This is a genomic window from Blastococcus xanthinilyticus (genome assembly GCF_008124835.1).
Lineage (GTDB): Bacteria > Actinomycetota > Actinomycetes > Mycobacteriales > Geodermatophilaceae > Blastococcus > Blastococcus xanthinilyticus.
The window spans coordinates 263,445-277,068 of sequence record NZ_VNHW01000006.1 but is presented as its reverse complement, the minus strand read 5'-3'; the positions used below and the strand labels follow the sequence as shown (position 1 = coordinate 277,068).

Sequence of the window (13,624 nt, the reverse complement as noted above, 5' to 3'; positions counted from 1 at the left end):
AACAACCACCGACTGCACTCCGCCCTCGGCTACCGAACCCCCGCTGCCTACGCCATGCTCAGTACCTAGCCGTCCGCTGGACCGGGGCAAGCTCAACGTCCACCACGTCATCCACTGGGCACACGGCGGCCCGACCAGCTGCGACAACGGGGCGCTCCTCTGCGAGCGGCACCACACCAGCTGTCACGAAGGCGGATTCGCGATTCGCCGAGATCCCGGCACCGCTCACTGGCACACCTACCGGCCGGACGGCACCGAGATCCTCAGCCGCGCCGGCCCCTGAGCCGTCGGCGCCGAGGATCCGGCCGAGTTCGCGGCGGGCTGCAGGGTGGCGACGAATCCGCAGCGAGCGAGCGCGATGACGCCCGCGCCCAGTCAGGCTGAGCCGGAAGCGACTGCGTTCAGCCGGTGGCGGCGGACCAGGCCATGCGCCGGAGCAGCTCGCCCATGGCCGGGCGACCCAGCCGGCCGGCGCTGTGCGGCGTGGAGTTGATCAAACCGAAGACGGCGTGGGCGCGCGCCCGGCAGGCGGCGGCGTCGTCGCCGTGGTGCAGCCGGGCGAGCACCGCCACCCACTCCTCGACGTAGCGGCGCTGCAGCCGGCGCACCGCCGCGGCATCGGCACCGGGGAGCGACGGCAGATCGCGGTCGTGCACCACGATCAGCGCCGGGTTGTCGAGGGCGAACTCGACCTGGAAGTCGATCAGGGCGCGCAGTTGGGCGGCCGGTTCCGGCCCCGCCTCGGCGATCCGCTCTCGGGCGCCGTCGGCGAGCCGCTCGCTGATGCCCACGAGCATCTCCGCGAGCATCGCGTCCTTGCTCGCGAAGTGGCGGTAGATCGCCGGGCCGGTGACCCCCACCGCGGCGCCGATGTCGTCGACGCCGACCGCGCGGGCGCCGCGCTCGGCGAACAGCTGGGCGGCGGCCTGCAGGATCTGCTCCCGGCGGGAGGGGTGCGAGGTATCGGCGATGAGGGCGGTGTCGCGCGCCGACCGGCCGGGGCCCGCCTGCGTGCCCGCCCTCGTCATGGCAGGGATGGTAGCGCCGGGGTGAACGACGGTTCACCCCGCGGCGCGGGAGTGGACCCCGGCGGTGAACGACGGTTAACCTGCTGGGCGTGGACGCACCGGTGCTGCCCCGGACCCTGACCGCCGACCCGGCGTCGGCCGCCCGCAACGCCGCCGCGCATGCCGAGCTCGTCGCCGACCTCGCCGGCCAGCTGCGGCGGGTGGCCCTCGGCGGAGGTGAGCGCGCCCGCGAGCGGCACACCGCGCGCGGCAAGCTGCTGCCCCGCGAGCGGGTCGACGCCCTGCTCGACCCGGGCAGCCCGTTCCTCGAGCTCTCGCCGCTGGCCGCCCACGGTCTGTACGACGGCGACGCCCCGGCGGCCGGCATCATCACCGGCATCGGCCGGGTCTCCGGCCGCGAGTGCGTCGTGGTCGCCAACGACGCCACCGTCAAGGGCGGCACCTACTACCCGATGACGGTGAAGAAGCACCTCCGGGCGCAGGAGGTGGCGCTGCAGAACCGGCTGCCCTGCATTTACCTGGTCGACTCCGGCGGCGCCTTCCTGCCGATGCAGGAGGAGGTCTTCCCCGACCGCGAGCACTTCGGCCGGATCTTCTACAACCAGGCCAACCTCTCCAAGGCCGGCGTCGCCCAGATCGCGGCGGTCATGGGCTCGTGCACGGCCGGCGGCGCCTACGTGCCCGCGATGAGCGACGAGGCCGTGATCGTGCGGGAGCAGGGCACGATCTTCCTGGGCGGCCCGCCCCTGGTGAAGGCGGCGACCGGCGAGGTCGTCACCGCCGAGGACCTCGGCGGCGGCGACCTGCACAGCCGGGTCAGCGGGGTCACCGACCACCTGGCCGACGACGACGCGCACGCCCTGCAGATCGTCCGCCAGATCGTGTCGACGCTGGGCCCGCGCGAGCCGCGGCCGTGGGACGTCGAGCCGGTGGTCGAGCCCGCGTACCCGCCGGAGTCGGTCTACGAGGTGGTCCCGCCCGACCCGCGCACGCCCTACGACGTCCGGGAGGTCATCGCCCGGCTGGTCGACGGCAGCCGCTTCGCCGAGTTCAAGCCGCTGTACGGGCAGACGCTGGTCACCGGCTTCGCCCGGCTGCACGGGCACCCGGTGGGGATCATCGCCAACAACGGCGTGCTGTTCGCCGAGTCGGCGCTCAAGGGCGCGCACTTCATCGAGCTGTGCGACCGCCGGAGTATCCCGCTGCTGTTCCTGCAGAACATCACCGGTTTCATGGTCGGCCGCGACTACGAGGCCGGGGGCATCGCCAAGCACGGCGCCAAGATGGTCACCGCCGTCGCCTGCGCCCGGGTCCCGAAGCTCACCGTCGTCATCGGCGGCTCGTTCGGCGCCGGCAACTACTCGATGTGCGGCCGGGCGTACTCGCCCCGGTTCCTCTTCACCTGGCCCAACTCCCGCATCTCGGTGATGGGCGGGGAGCAGGCGGCCTCGGTGCTGGCGACCGTCCGGCGCGACGGGATCGAGGCCCGCGGCGAGGAGTGGCCGGCCGAGGACGAGGAGGCGTTCAAGGCGCCGATCCGCGACCAGTACGAGTCGCAGGGCCACCCGTACTACGCCACCGCCCGGCTCTGGGACGACGGCGTCATCGACCCCGCCGACACCCGCACGGTGCTCGGCCTCGCTTTGTCTGCTTGCGCGAACGCCCCGTTGGAGGAAGTTGGCTATGGCGTCTTCCGTATGTGACCTCTCACGTCCACGACGTGCCAACGCGCCGTTGGAGGACGTCGGCTACGGCGTCTTCCGGATGTGACCGGGGGAGCCCGCCTGATGTTCGACACCGTCCTGGTCGCCAACCGCGGCGAGATCGCCGTCCGGGTCATCCGCACGCTGCGCGAGATGGGCATCCGGTCGGTCGCCGTGCACAGCGACGCCGACGCCGGCGCGCTGCACACCCGGCTGGCCGACGTCGCCGTCCGGCTCGGCCCGGCACCGGCCGTGCAGAGCTACCTGTCCATCGAGCGGGTGCTGGCGGCCGCGGAGCAGACCGGCGCGCAGGCAATCCATCCCGGCTACGGGTTCCTGTCGGAGAACGTCGACTTCGCCCGCGCCTGCGGCGACGCCGGGATCGTGTTCATCGGCCCGCCGGTCGCCGCGATCGAGGCGATGGGCGACAAGATCCGCGCCAAGCGGACGGTGATGGCCGCGGGCGTGCCGGTCGTGCCGGGGCGCAGCGAGCCGGGGATGGACGACGACGCGGTGGCCGAGGCCGCCGTCGCCGCCGGCTTCCCGGTGCTGCTCAAGCCGAGCGCGGGCGGCGGCGGCAAGGGCATGCGCGTCGTCCGGTCGGCGGGAGAGCTGGCCGAGGCGATCGCCGCCGCCCGGCGCGAGGCGCGGAACTCCTTCGGCGACGACACGCTCCTGGTCGAGCGCTACGTCGGCAACTCCCGGCACATCGAGGTGCAGGTGCTCGGCGACGCGCACGGCAGCGTCATCCACCTCGGCGAGCGGGAGTGCAGCCTGCAGCGCCGGCACCAGAAGGTGATCGAGGAGGCGCCCTCGCCGCTGCTGGACACCTCGATGCGGGCGTCCATGGGCCGCGCGGCGGTCGAGGCGGCGAAGGCGGTCGGCTACACCGGGGCCGGGACCGTCGAGTTCATCGTCGACGCCGACTCCCCGCGCGACTTCTTCTTCCTCGAGATGAACACCCGGCTGCAGGTCGAGCACCCGGTCACCGAGTGCATCACCGGCCTGGACCTGGTCGAGCAGCAGATCCGGGTGGCCGCCGGTGAGCGGCTGCCGATCGACCAGAGCGACGTCTCCCTCGACGGGCATGCCATCGAGGCCCGGTTGTACGCCGAGGACCCGGCGCGCGGGTTCCTGCCGCAGGCCGGCACGGTGCTCGGCCTGGTCGAGCCCTCCGGCCCCGGGGTGCGGGTGGACAGCTCGCTGGCCGTCGGCACCGTGGTAGGCACCGACTACGACCCCATGCTGGCCAAGGTCGTCGCCTGGGGCCCGGACCGGGAGACCGCGCGGGCGCGCCTGGTCGGCGCGCTGGGCCGCACCGCCGTCCTCGGCGTCACCACCAACGCACCCTTCCTGCGGGCGCTGCTCACCGACGGCGACGTCGTCGCCGGAACCCTGGACACCGGGCTGATCGAGCGGCGGGGCGAGGAGCTGACGGCGGCCGAGCCGGTGCCCTGGTCGGTGCACGCCGCCGCCGCGCTCGCCCTCCAGCTGGAGGCGGAGCCCGCCGGCCCGGTCGTCGACCGCTTCGACGTGCCCGACGGCTGGCGGCTCGGGGAGCCGGCGTGGACGGTCCGCCGGCTGCAGGCGCCCGGCGGCGAGCCGGTGGAGGTCGAGCTCCGCGGGCGGGCCGCCGCGGCGGAGCTGCGGGTCGCCGGTGGGGTCGTGCCGTCCCGCGCGGTGCGCGTCGGGGACGACCTGCTGGTCACCGTCGGCGACTCGACCGTCCGCTACGCGGTCGCGCACGTGGGCGGTTCGGTGTGGCTGGCCGCCGACGGGCACGTGACCGAGCTGCGCGAGCAGGAGCGGCTGGCGTCCGCGGCGGCGGGTTCGGGAGCGGGGGACGGCGTCGTCACCTCGCCCATGCCTGGCACGGTGACGGTGGTGCAGGCAGCGGTCGGCGACGAGGTGGCGGCGGGGACCCCGCTGCTGGTCGTCGAGGCGATGAAGATGGAGCACGTGCTCACCGCCCCGGTCGCGGGGACGGTGGCCGAGCTAGGTGTGACGGCGGGCCAGACGGTCGCGCTGGACGAGCGGGTGGCGCTGGTGACCCCAGCCGCGCCCGCACCGGAGCAGCAGGAGAACTGATGTTGGACTACCGGCTCAGCGACGAGACCGAGAGCCTCCGCACGACCGTCCGCGAGTTCGCGCAGGAGGTGATCGCCCCGCAGATCGGCGAGTTCTACGAGCGGGACGAGTTCCCGACGGAGATCGTGCGGCAGATGGGCGAGCTGGGCCTGTTCGGCCTGCCGTTCCCCGAGGAGTACGGCGGCGGGGGTGGCACCTACTTCGACCTCTGCGTGGCGCTGGAGGAGCTGGCCCGCGTGGACAGCTCGATGGCGATCACCGTGGAGGCCGGCGTCTCGCTGGGCGCCATGCCGATCTTCCGGTTCGGCACCGAGGAGCAGAAGCGGGAGTGGCTGCCCCGGCTCTGCGCGGGTGAGGCGCTGGGCGCCTTCGGGCTGACCGAGGCGGGCGGCGGCTCGGATGCCGGGTCCACCCGCACCACCGCGCGGCTGGAGGACGGGCACTGGGTGATCAACGGCTCGAAGGCGTTCATCACCAACTCCGGCACCGACCTGACCGAGCTGGTCACGGTCACCGCCGTCACCGGCGACAAGCCGCAGGGCGGCAAGGAGATCTCGGCGATCATCGTGCCGTCGGGCACGCCGGGCTTCAGCGTCGGCAAGCGCTACTCCAAGGTCGGCTGGAACGCCTCGGACACCCGCGAGCTCTCCTTCGACGACTGCCGGGTGCCCGAGGAGAACCTCGTGGGGCAGCGCGGTCGCGGGTTCGCCCAGTTCCTCTCCATCCTCGACGAGGGCCGGATCGCGATCTCGGCGCTGTCGGTCGGGCTCGCGCAGGGCTGCGTGGACGAGTCGATCAAGTACGCCGCCGAGCGCGAGGCCTTCGGTCAGCCGATCGGCCGGAACCAGGCGATCCAGTTCATGATCGCCGACATGGAGGTGCGGGCCTCCACCGCGCGGCTGGCCTACTACCGGGCGGCGGAGAAGATGCTGCGGGGCGAGCCGTTCAGGCGCGAGGCCTCGATCGCCAAGCTGTACAGCTCCGAGGTCGCGATGGACAACGCCCGCTACGCCACCCAGGTGCACGGCGGCTACGGGTTCATGAACGAGTTCCCGGTCGGCCGGTTCTACCGGGACGCGAAGATCCTGGAGATCGGCGAGGGCACCAGCGAGGTGCAGCGGATGCTGATCGCCCGCGACCTCGGCGTCGGCTGACGCCGGCGGGAGCATCGCAGGGAGCGCCAGCGACCGAGGAGCGGACCGGTGGCGGAGGCCGACCAGGGGCAGGGCGTCGGCTGACGCCGGCGGGAGCATCGCAGGGAGCGCCAGCGACCGAGGAGCGGACCGGTGGCGGAGGCCGACCAGGGGCAGGGCGTCGGCTGACGGGTACGAGGAGGGCGGTTGCGCGCTCGTCGTGGTGATCCGGCGCCCGGGACCACGACGAGCGCGCACCCGTGGCGCGGTCAGGAGCTAGTTGCGCAGTCTGCGCACGTTTTTCGCCAGTAGCGCTTGCTGTGCGCAGTGACGTGCTCCACCATTCCTCTGGATTCCTCCAACGGCGGAGGAGTGTCAGAGAGGTCCCGCATGGACGTGCAACTGCTTCTCGCCCTGGCGCTGGGGATCGCGACGATCGTCGTGATCGTCCTGCGCACCCGGCTCGACGCCTTCGTGGCGCTGCTGATCGCGGCCCTGGTGACCGGCTTCGTCGCCGGCGCGCCGGCGGGGGAGATCATCGCCTCGATCACCACCGGCTTCGGCAACACGCTGGCCTCGATCGGCATCGTGATCGGGCTGGGTGTCGCGATCGGCAAGATCCTCGAGGTCTCCGGCGCCGCCGACGCGCTCGCCCAGAAGTTCGTCAAGCTGCTCGGCAAGGGTCGGGAGCACTGGGCCATGGCGGGGACCGGAGCCGTCGTCTCCATCCCGGTGTTCTGCGACTCCGGGTACGTGATCATGAACCCGCTCGCCCGCTCGATCGCCCGCCGGATCCGCGGCCGCTACGTCACCCTGGCGCTCGCCCTGGGCTGCGGCATGACCCTGACCCACCACCTCGTCCCGCCGACGCCCGGCCCGCTCGGCGTGGCCGGCATCCTGGGCACCGACCTGGGCGCGCTCATCCTCGCCGGGCTGGTCTTCGCGCTCCTGCTCCTCCCCGTGGTCATCGCCTACGCCACCTGGATCGGGCCGAAGCTCGAGAGCGAGATCAGCCCCAACGTCCGCGAGGCCGTCTACGCCGGCGTGCCGGCCGGCACGAGCGCGGCTGCGAACGCCCCCGGCGCCGCGGCCTCGGGTGGCGGCGGGACCGGGGCCGGGCCGGACGAGGTCACCGGCGAACCGCTGCGGGAGGACACCCCGTCCGCCCTGGGCGAGCCGCCGGCGGGCGCCGCACCGCACAAGGTGGGCTTCTGGCTGGCCGCCGTCCCGCTGCTCGTCCCGCTCCTGCTGATCGTCGCGAACACCGTCGCCACCGCGAGCGACCGGAACGCGCAGGGCGTCCTGGCCCCGACAGACGAGTACACCCCGTCCGGGCTCGCCTCGGTGATGGGCTTCATCGGCAACCCGGTCGTCGCGCTGATCATCGGCATCATCCTGGCCGTCTACCTGCTGCTCCCGCGCTGGACGCCGCGCAACCGGGTGCACGGCTGGCTCGCCGACGCCGCCGCCTCGGCCGGCCTGATCATCCTGATCACCGGTGCCGGTGGCGCGCTCGGTCAGGTGCTGCGGGACACCGGGGTGGGCAACGAGCTGGCCGAGGCGGTGTCCGCGCTGTCGCTGCCGAGCGTGCTCGTGCCGTTCCTCGTGGCCTCGCTGGTCCGCCTCGCGCAGGGGTCGGGGACGGTCGCGATGATCACCGCCGCCTCGGTGACGGCGCCGCTCGTCCTCGCCCTCGGGCTGTCGCCGCTGCTGGCCGCCCTGGCGTGCTGCGCCGGCTCCATGGTCTTCAGCTACTTCAACGACTCCTACTTCTGGGTCGTCACCCGGTTCACCGGGCTGGAGGGCACCGCGGCGCTGAAGGGCTGGTCCGGCATCACCACCGCGGTCTGGCTGGCGTCGCTCCCGCTGCTGCTCATCGCCAGCCTGTTCCTCTGACCGGCGGGAGCCCCAGCTGATGGCCGAGGTACTCGTCGTCGCCGACGACCTGACCGGCGCGAACGCGACCGCCGCGGACTTCGCGTCCGCCGGCCTGCGGGCGGCGACGGCGAGCGCCGCCACCCGGGCCGACGTGGTCGCCGGGATGGCCGCCCGCTTCGACGTGGTGGTCGCCACGACCGACAGCCGGCACGCCTCGCCGGAGGAGGCGGCGGCGCTGGCCCGGGCCGTCGTCCGCACCGGGTGGCCGGCCCGGCTGGTCTGCAACCGGATCGACACCACGTTGCGCGGCAACGTCGGCGCCACCACCGAGGCGGTGGCCGACGAGGTGCGCCGGCTCGCCGGGGCGCGGGTGGTGGTGCTCTGCGCGCCGGCGCACCCGACGGCCGGGCGGCACACCATCGGGGGCACCCAGCTGCTCGACGGCCGGCGGCTGGAGGAGACCGAGGTCGCCCGCGACGCCCGCAGCCCCGTGCGCACCTCGGAGGTCGCGCAGATCCTGCGGCAGCAGACCGGCCTGTCGGCCGCGCTGGTGCCCATGGCCACGGTGACCGGCCCGGCGGCGGACCTGGTCGCCGCCATCGGCTCGGCCCTCGCCGACGGCGTGCAGATCCTGATCGCCGACGCCACCACCGAGGAGCACCTCGACCGCGTCGCCACCGCGGCGGTCGCCGCGTCGGCCGGGCAGGAGCTGGTGTGGGTGACCAGCGACCCGGGCCCGTGCTCGGTGGCGATGGCGCGGGCCCTCGGCCTCACCCGCACCGCGCAGGGCGCGCCGCTCCTGGTGGTGTCCGGATCGGCGACCGAGCTCACCCGCAAGCAGCTCCGGCAGCTGGTCGCCGAGCGCGGCGCCGCGGTGCACCGGGTGCCGGTGCTGCCCGGCAGCGCCGTGCCCGACGTCGAGGCGGCGGTCGCCGTCCTCGGCTCCGCACTCGCCGGGGCCGGCGGGGACGACATCGTCGTGTTCGCCACCGTGGTCGAGGACGCCGACGTCCAGCCGACGACGGCGGAGGACGCCGCCCGCATCCCGCGCTCCCTGGCGACGGCGGTCCGCCGCGTACTGGAGGAGCACCCGGTGGACGGGCTGTTCACCACCGGCGGCGACGTGACCGCCGCCGTCCTGGCCGAGCTCGGCTCCCACGGGCTGGACATCTCCGGCGAAGTGGTCCCCCTGGCGGTCGCCGGGGCACTCGTCGGCGGGCCGTGGGACGGGCTGACCATCGTCACCAAGGGTGGACTGGTCGGGAACGTGGGCACCACCGTCGCGTGCCTCGACCACCTCCGGCAGACCGTCGAGCTCGACCGCCGCCGGGTGGCCTCCGCCCGGACGTCGCACCGCCCTCCGCCGCCCCGCACGAAGGAGACACGGACATGACCCGACACGTACTCGCGGTGACCCTCGGTGACCCGGTGGGCATCGGCCCGGAGATCACCGCCCGCACCCTGGCCGAGCAGGCCGGCGCCGCCGACCACCACGGCGTCGCCGTCGGGGACGCCGCCGCACTGCGCCGCGGCGTGGCGGCCATGGGCCTCGACGTGGAGGTACGCAGCGTCGAGGACTTCGACGTCGAGCCCGCCGAGGGCGTCATCGACATCGTCGACACCGGCGTGCTCGGCGACGACGTGCCCGAGTGGGGGCAGGTCGACGCGCGGGCCGGCAAGGCCGCGGTCGCGGCGATCGAGACCGCCACGCGCGCCGCGATGGAGCGGAAGGTGGCCGGCATCGTGACCGGCCCCATCAACAAGGAGGCCATCTGGGCCGCCGGCTCCAAGCACCTGGGCCACACCGAGATGCTCGGCGAGCTGACCGGCGTCACCGAGCAGGACACGATGTTCGTCGTCCGCAACTCCGCGGCCGAGGGCCACCACCTGCGGATCTTCTTCACCACCCGGCACGTCTCGCTGCGCAAGGCCATCGACCAGCTGACCAAGGAGCGCATCCAGGACTCCATCCGCAAGGCGCACACCGCGCTCCAGGTCTTCGGCGTGGAGAACCCGCGGCTGGCCGTCGCCGCGCTGAACCCGCACGGCGGCGAGAACGGCAACTTCGGCGACGAGGAGATCGTGCACATCGGCCCCGCGTGCGAGGCGGCCCGCGCCGAGGGCCTGGACGTCAGCGGGCCCGTCCCGGCCGACTCGGTGTTCCACCAGGGCCTGGTCGGTAGGTACGACGGGGTGCTCTCGCAGTACCACGACCAGGGGCACATCCCGGCGAAGACCTTCGACTTCGACGGCACCATCTCGGTGACGGTGGGCCTGCCGATCCTGCGGACGTCGGTCGACCACGGCACCGCGTTCGACATCGCCGGCACCGGGAAGGCCGGGCACGGCACCATGCTGTCGGCCTACCTCGCCGCGGTGGACTACGCCCCGTTCGTCGACAACATCCGCCGCACCTACGGGTCCTGAGCGCAGCCGGCGTCCATGGCGGAGATGCGCAGACGCCGCTCGACCGAGGAGCGGCACGAGGCCCTGGTGACCCTGCTGCGCAGCGGCATCGACGGGGTGGAGACGCTGGCCGAGCGGGTCGGCGTCTCCGCCTCGACGGTGCGGCGGGACCTCGCCACGCTGCAGGGCGAGGGGCGGATCGCCCGGACCTACGGGGGTGCGCTGGTCCGCGACGTCTTCCACGAGCGCTCCTTCGGCGAGAGCGCGCAGCTGTTCGCCGGGGCCAAGGCGGCCATCGCCACCGCGGCGGCCGAGCTGGTCCCCGCCGAGGCCAGCGTCTTCGTCGACGCCGGCACCACCTGCCTGGCCCTGGCGCGGGTCCTCGCCGACCGCGGGCCGCTCACCGTGGCCACCCGCGGGCTCGAGGCGGCCCTGCTGCTGGCGCGGGCGCCGGAGGTGCGGGTGATCATGGTCGGCGGCCAGGTGCAGCCGCTGAGCCACGGCGTTGCCGGCGCGCTGTCGGAGGTGGCGCTGGGCCGGCTCGCCTTCGACGTCGCCTTCCTGGGGGCGGACACCCTGCACCCGGACCGCGGGCTCGGGGAGCCCACGGTCGAGGAGACCTACGTGAAGGAGCTGGTCGCCGGGCGCTCGGGCCGGGTGGTGGTGCTCGCCGACTCCTCCAAGTTCCTCGCGGCCACGCCCCCTGCCTGGACGCAGCTGGCGGGGGAGTGGAGCGTGCTCACCGACGACGGCGTCGACCCGGCGACCGTCGCCGCGTTCGGGCGCCGGGGGGTCAGCGTGGTCCCGGCGTGAGGTGCCGGACGGCGATGTCGGCGGCGACCCGCTCGAGCAGCTCGGCGGCGTGCGCCATGCTCCGCGCGGTATCCGGCTCCAGCTCGGCCAGGGCGTAGGCGGCGTCGATCCCGGCCGCCCGCAGCTGCTGCTCGTCCAGCGTGCTGCGGCCGCAGACCGCCACCACCGCCGCGCCGGCCTCCCGGGCCATCCGGGCGACGCCCACCGGCGCCTTGCCGTGCAGCGTCTGCTCGTCCAGCGAGCCCTCGCCCACGACGACCAGGTCGGCGTCGCGCACCTGCGCGGCGAAGTCGAGCAGGTCCAGCAACAGGTCGATCCCCGGCCGCAGCGCCGCGCCGAGGACGGCCATCGCGGCGAAGCCGACACCGCCCGCGGCGCCCGCGCCGGGTGCGCTCCTGACGTCCTGGCCGGTGGCGTCGGCGACCCGGTCCGCGAGGTGCGCCAGGTTGCGGTCCAGCAGCTGCACGGAGGCCTCGTCGGCGCCCTTCTGCGGCCCGTAGACGGCGGCGGCGCCACCCGGCCCGGTGAGCGGGTTGTCGACGTCGCAGGCGACCACGATCTCCGCCCCGGCGACGGCCGGGTGCAGCCGGCCGAGGTCGACGCGGGCCAGGTCCCCCAGCGCCCCGCCCCCGGCGGGGAGCTCGCGGCCGTCCGCGTCCAGCAGCCGGGCACCCAGCGCCTGCAGCATCCCGGCGCCCCCGTCGGTGCAGGCGCTGCCGCCGATGCCGACGACCACCCGGCGGGCGCCGCCGGCCAGCGCCGCGGCGATCACCTCGCCGGTGCCGCGGCTGGTGGCGGTGAGCGGGGCCGGCCGGCCGGCGGGCAGGCGGGACAGGCCCGACACGTCGGCCATCTCGACGACGGCCACCTCGCCGCGGCGGCCGTAGCCGGTGGCCACCGGCTCGCCGGTGGGGCCGGCGGCGGTCACCGGCACCCGCTCGAACCCGGCGGCCACGGCCGCGGCCAGGGTGCCGTCGCCGCCGTCGGCCACGGGCACCGCCCGGATCTCCAGCCCCGGCGCCCCGGCGTGCAGCCCCCGGGTGACCGCGGCGGCGACCTCCGCCGCGGTCAGCGAGCCCTTGAACTTGTCCGGCGCGACGAGGACCCGTGTCATGTCCGGGATCGTGCCAGCCGCCCGCCCGAGGGGACCGGGCCCGTCGGCCCGGCGACCGAGCCGGTCACGCGGTGACGTCGATCAGCACCTTGCCCACGGCGCCCTGCCGCACCGCCTCGTGCGCCTGGGCGGTCTCGGCCAGCGGGTGCACGTGCAGCGGCAGCCCGGCCTCTTCGCCGACCCGCACGGCGCCGTCGGCGACCGCGGTGGCGACGTCCTCGATGGCCAGCACCTTGGCGCGCTCGGGCTCGGTGTAGACGAGGACGAACTGCCAGCGGGCGTTCGGGCCCATCTGGGCGCGCACCGGCACGGTCACCTCGGCGCCGCCGTCGTCGGCGTACATGGCGATCGCCCCGTGCATCCCGATGACCTGGGCGTCGACGCCGGCGTTCACCGCGGCGGAGACCTCGACGATCGCGTCGACGCCCTTCGGCGCGACCTTGCGCACCTCGGTGACGACGTCCTGCTCCCGGTAGTTCACGACGTGGTCGGCCCCGGCCGCGGCGGCCAGCTGGGCCTTCCGCGGGCTGCTCACCGTGGCGATGACCGTCGCGTCGGCCCAGCGGGCGGGCTGGATGGCGGCGTTGCCGACCGCGCCGGCCCCGCCCTGCACCAGCACGGTGGAGCCGGTGAGCGCCCCGGCGCCCAGCCGGTCGGGGAGGGACTCGGCGACGGTCAGGCAGCGGTGCGCCGTGAGGAACGGGATGCCGAGGGCCGCGCCCAGCTCGAACGGCATCTGCTCGCCCAGCAGGACGACGTGCCGCGCCGGGACGACGGTGAACTCCGCGGCGGTGCCCCACGGGCGCTGCCAGGCGGCCTCCCAGATCCACACCCGCTGGCCCAGCATCGCCGGGTCCACGCCCTGGCCGACGGCGTCGACGGTGCCCGAGCCGTCCTGGTTCGGCACCTGCCCGTCCGGGCCGGGCTGCGCGGAGCTGCGGGACTTCCAGTCGGTGGGGTTCACCCCGGAGAACGCGACGCGGACCCGCACCTCGCCGGGGCCGGGCTCGGGAACGGGGCGGTCGGTCAGCTGCAGGACGTCGGGACCGCCGGGCCGGGTGTAGGAGATCGCTCGCACGCACGTGCCCCTACCCGGCGTCGCGGAGGTGATTCGTGCCGCTCGGCCGCATCCACCCCCTCCGCTCGGCGGTGCGACAGGTCTACCGCCGCCGGCCGGTGAAGCCGGATCACCGTCGTGCCGCACCGCGCCTGTCCTCGGTGAGGCGTGTACGGCCGGGGTTCCCCGCCCGCGGCGATCACGGCAGCCTCGACGTGGAAGAGGGGCGCGGGCTCCTGCGGCGGCGCCGCCCGTGACAGCCAGCGTGGAGGACATGCCTCGAACGACCGACGGGCTCGGCGGGACCCTGCTGCCACCAGGCACTCCGCGGTCGGGTGCCACCGCCGTCTTGACAAGCCCGTGGACGCACCTAGGGTTGCCCGCACGTGACACGAGTCACTATG

The 13,624-nt window shown here is 74.6% G+C and carries 11 protein-coding genes; 8 read left to right on the top strand and 3 right to left on the bottom strand.

Features of this window, described 5'->3' with window-relative positions; genetic code table 11:
- Positions 1 to 43 precede the first annotated feature (43 nt).
- Positions 44 to 283 carry an HNH endonuclease signature motif containing protein gene (locus BD833_RS11795; protein WP_341770594.1) on the top strand — a complete coding sequence of 80 codons (240 nt, stop codon included), beginning with the start codon at positions 44 to 46 and terminating at the stop codon, positions 281 to 283.
- Between the two features lie 118 nt (positions 284 to 401).
- Here the strand turns inward: BD833_RS11795 and BD833_RS11790 are convergent, their stop codons facing one another.
- Complete coding sequence (locus tag BD833_RS11790) at positions 402 to 1,028, bottom strand: SACE_7040 family transcriptional regulator (protein WP_166533307.1); 627 nt, start codon at positions 1,026 to 1,028, stop codon at positions 402 to 404.
- A gap of 89 nt (positions 1,029 to 1,117) precedes the next feature.
- Here BD833_RS11790 and BD833_RS11785 point away from each other — a divergent pair, with 89 nt between their 5' ends.
- The 7 genes from BD833_RS11785 to BD833_RS11755 all read left to right on the top strand — a co-directional run bounded on the left by BD833_RS11785 (position 1,118) and on the right by BD833_RS11755 (position 11,049).
- The gene (locus BD833_RS11785; protein ID WP_166533306.1) at positions 1,118 to 2,731 is read left to right on the top strand and encodes a carboxyl transferase domain-containing protein; all 1,614 of its coding nucleotides are present in this window, start codon (positions 1,118 to 1,120) and stop codon (positions 2,729 to 2,731) included.
- Between the two features lie 84 nt (positions 2,732 to 2,815).
- A complete protein-coding gene (locus tag BD833_RS11780; RefSeq protein ID WP_166533305.1) occupies positions 2,816 to 4,819 on the top strand; it encodes an acetyl/propionyl/methylcrotonyl-CoA carboxylase subunit alpha in 2,004 nt (667 codons plus the stop codon).
- Positions 4,819 to 5,973, top strand: a complete 1,155-nt coding sequence (locus BD833_RS11775) for an acyl-CoA dehydrogenase family protein (RefSeq protein ID WP_166533304.1) — start codon at positions 4,819 to 4,821, stop codon at positions 5,971 to 5,973. The genes BD833_RS11780 and BD833_RS11775 overlap by 1 nt, the downstream gene beginning before the upstream one ends.
- Before the next feature lie 369 nt (positions 5,974 to 6,342).
- Positions 6,343 to 7,848, top strand: a complete 1,506-nt coding sequence (locus tag BD833_RS11770) for a GntP family permease (protein WP_166533303.1) — start codon at positions 6,343 to 6,345, stop codon at positions 7,846 to 7,848.
- Between the two features lie 19 nt (positions 7,849 to 7,867).
- Positions 7,868 to 9,223, top strand: a complete 1,356-nt coding sequence (locus BD833_RS11765) for a four-carbon acid sugar kinase family protein (RefSeq protein WP_166533302.1) — start codon at positions 7,868 to 7,870, stop codon at positions 9,221 to 9,223.
- On the top strand, positions 9,220 to 10,257 hold the full coding sequence (gene pdxA / locus BD833_RS11760; RefSeq protein WP_166533301.1) for a 4-hydroxythreonine-4-phosphate dehydrogenase PdxA: 1,038 nt from the start codon (positions 9,220 to 9,222) through the stop codon (positions 10,255 to 10,257). The genes BD833_RS11765 and pdxA overlap by 4 nt, the downstream gene beginning before the upstream one ends.
- Positions 10,258 to 10,281: 24 nt before the next feature.
- Positions 10,282 to 11,049, top strand: coding sequence for a DeoR/GlpR family DNA-binding transcription regulator (locus tag BD833_RS11755; RefSeq protein ID WP_166533300.1), 768 nt, complete (start codon positions 10,282 to 10,284; stop codon positions 11,047 to 11,049).
- On the opposite strand, the gene BD833_RS11750 is transcribed toward BD833_RS11755, so the two are convergent.
- A complete protein-coding gene (locus BD833_RS11750) occupies positions 11,030 to 12,163 on the bottom strand; it encodes a glycerate kinase (protein WP_166533299.1) in 1,134 nt (377 codons plus the stop codon). The genes BD833_RS11755 and BD833_RS11750 overlap by 20 nt on opposite strands.
- A gap of 64 nt (positions 12,164 to 12,227) precedes the next feature.
- On the bottom strand, positions 12,228 to 13,241 hold the full coding sequence (locus tag BD833_RS11745) for an NADPH:quinone reductase (RefSeq protein ID WP_166533298.1): 1,014 nt from the start codon (positions 13,239 to 13,241) through the stop codon (positions 12,228 to 12,230).
- Positions 13,242 to 13,624 lie beyond the last annotated feature (383 nt).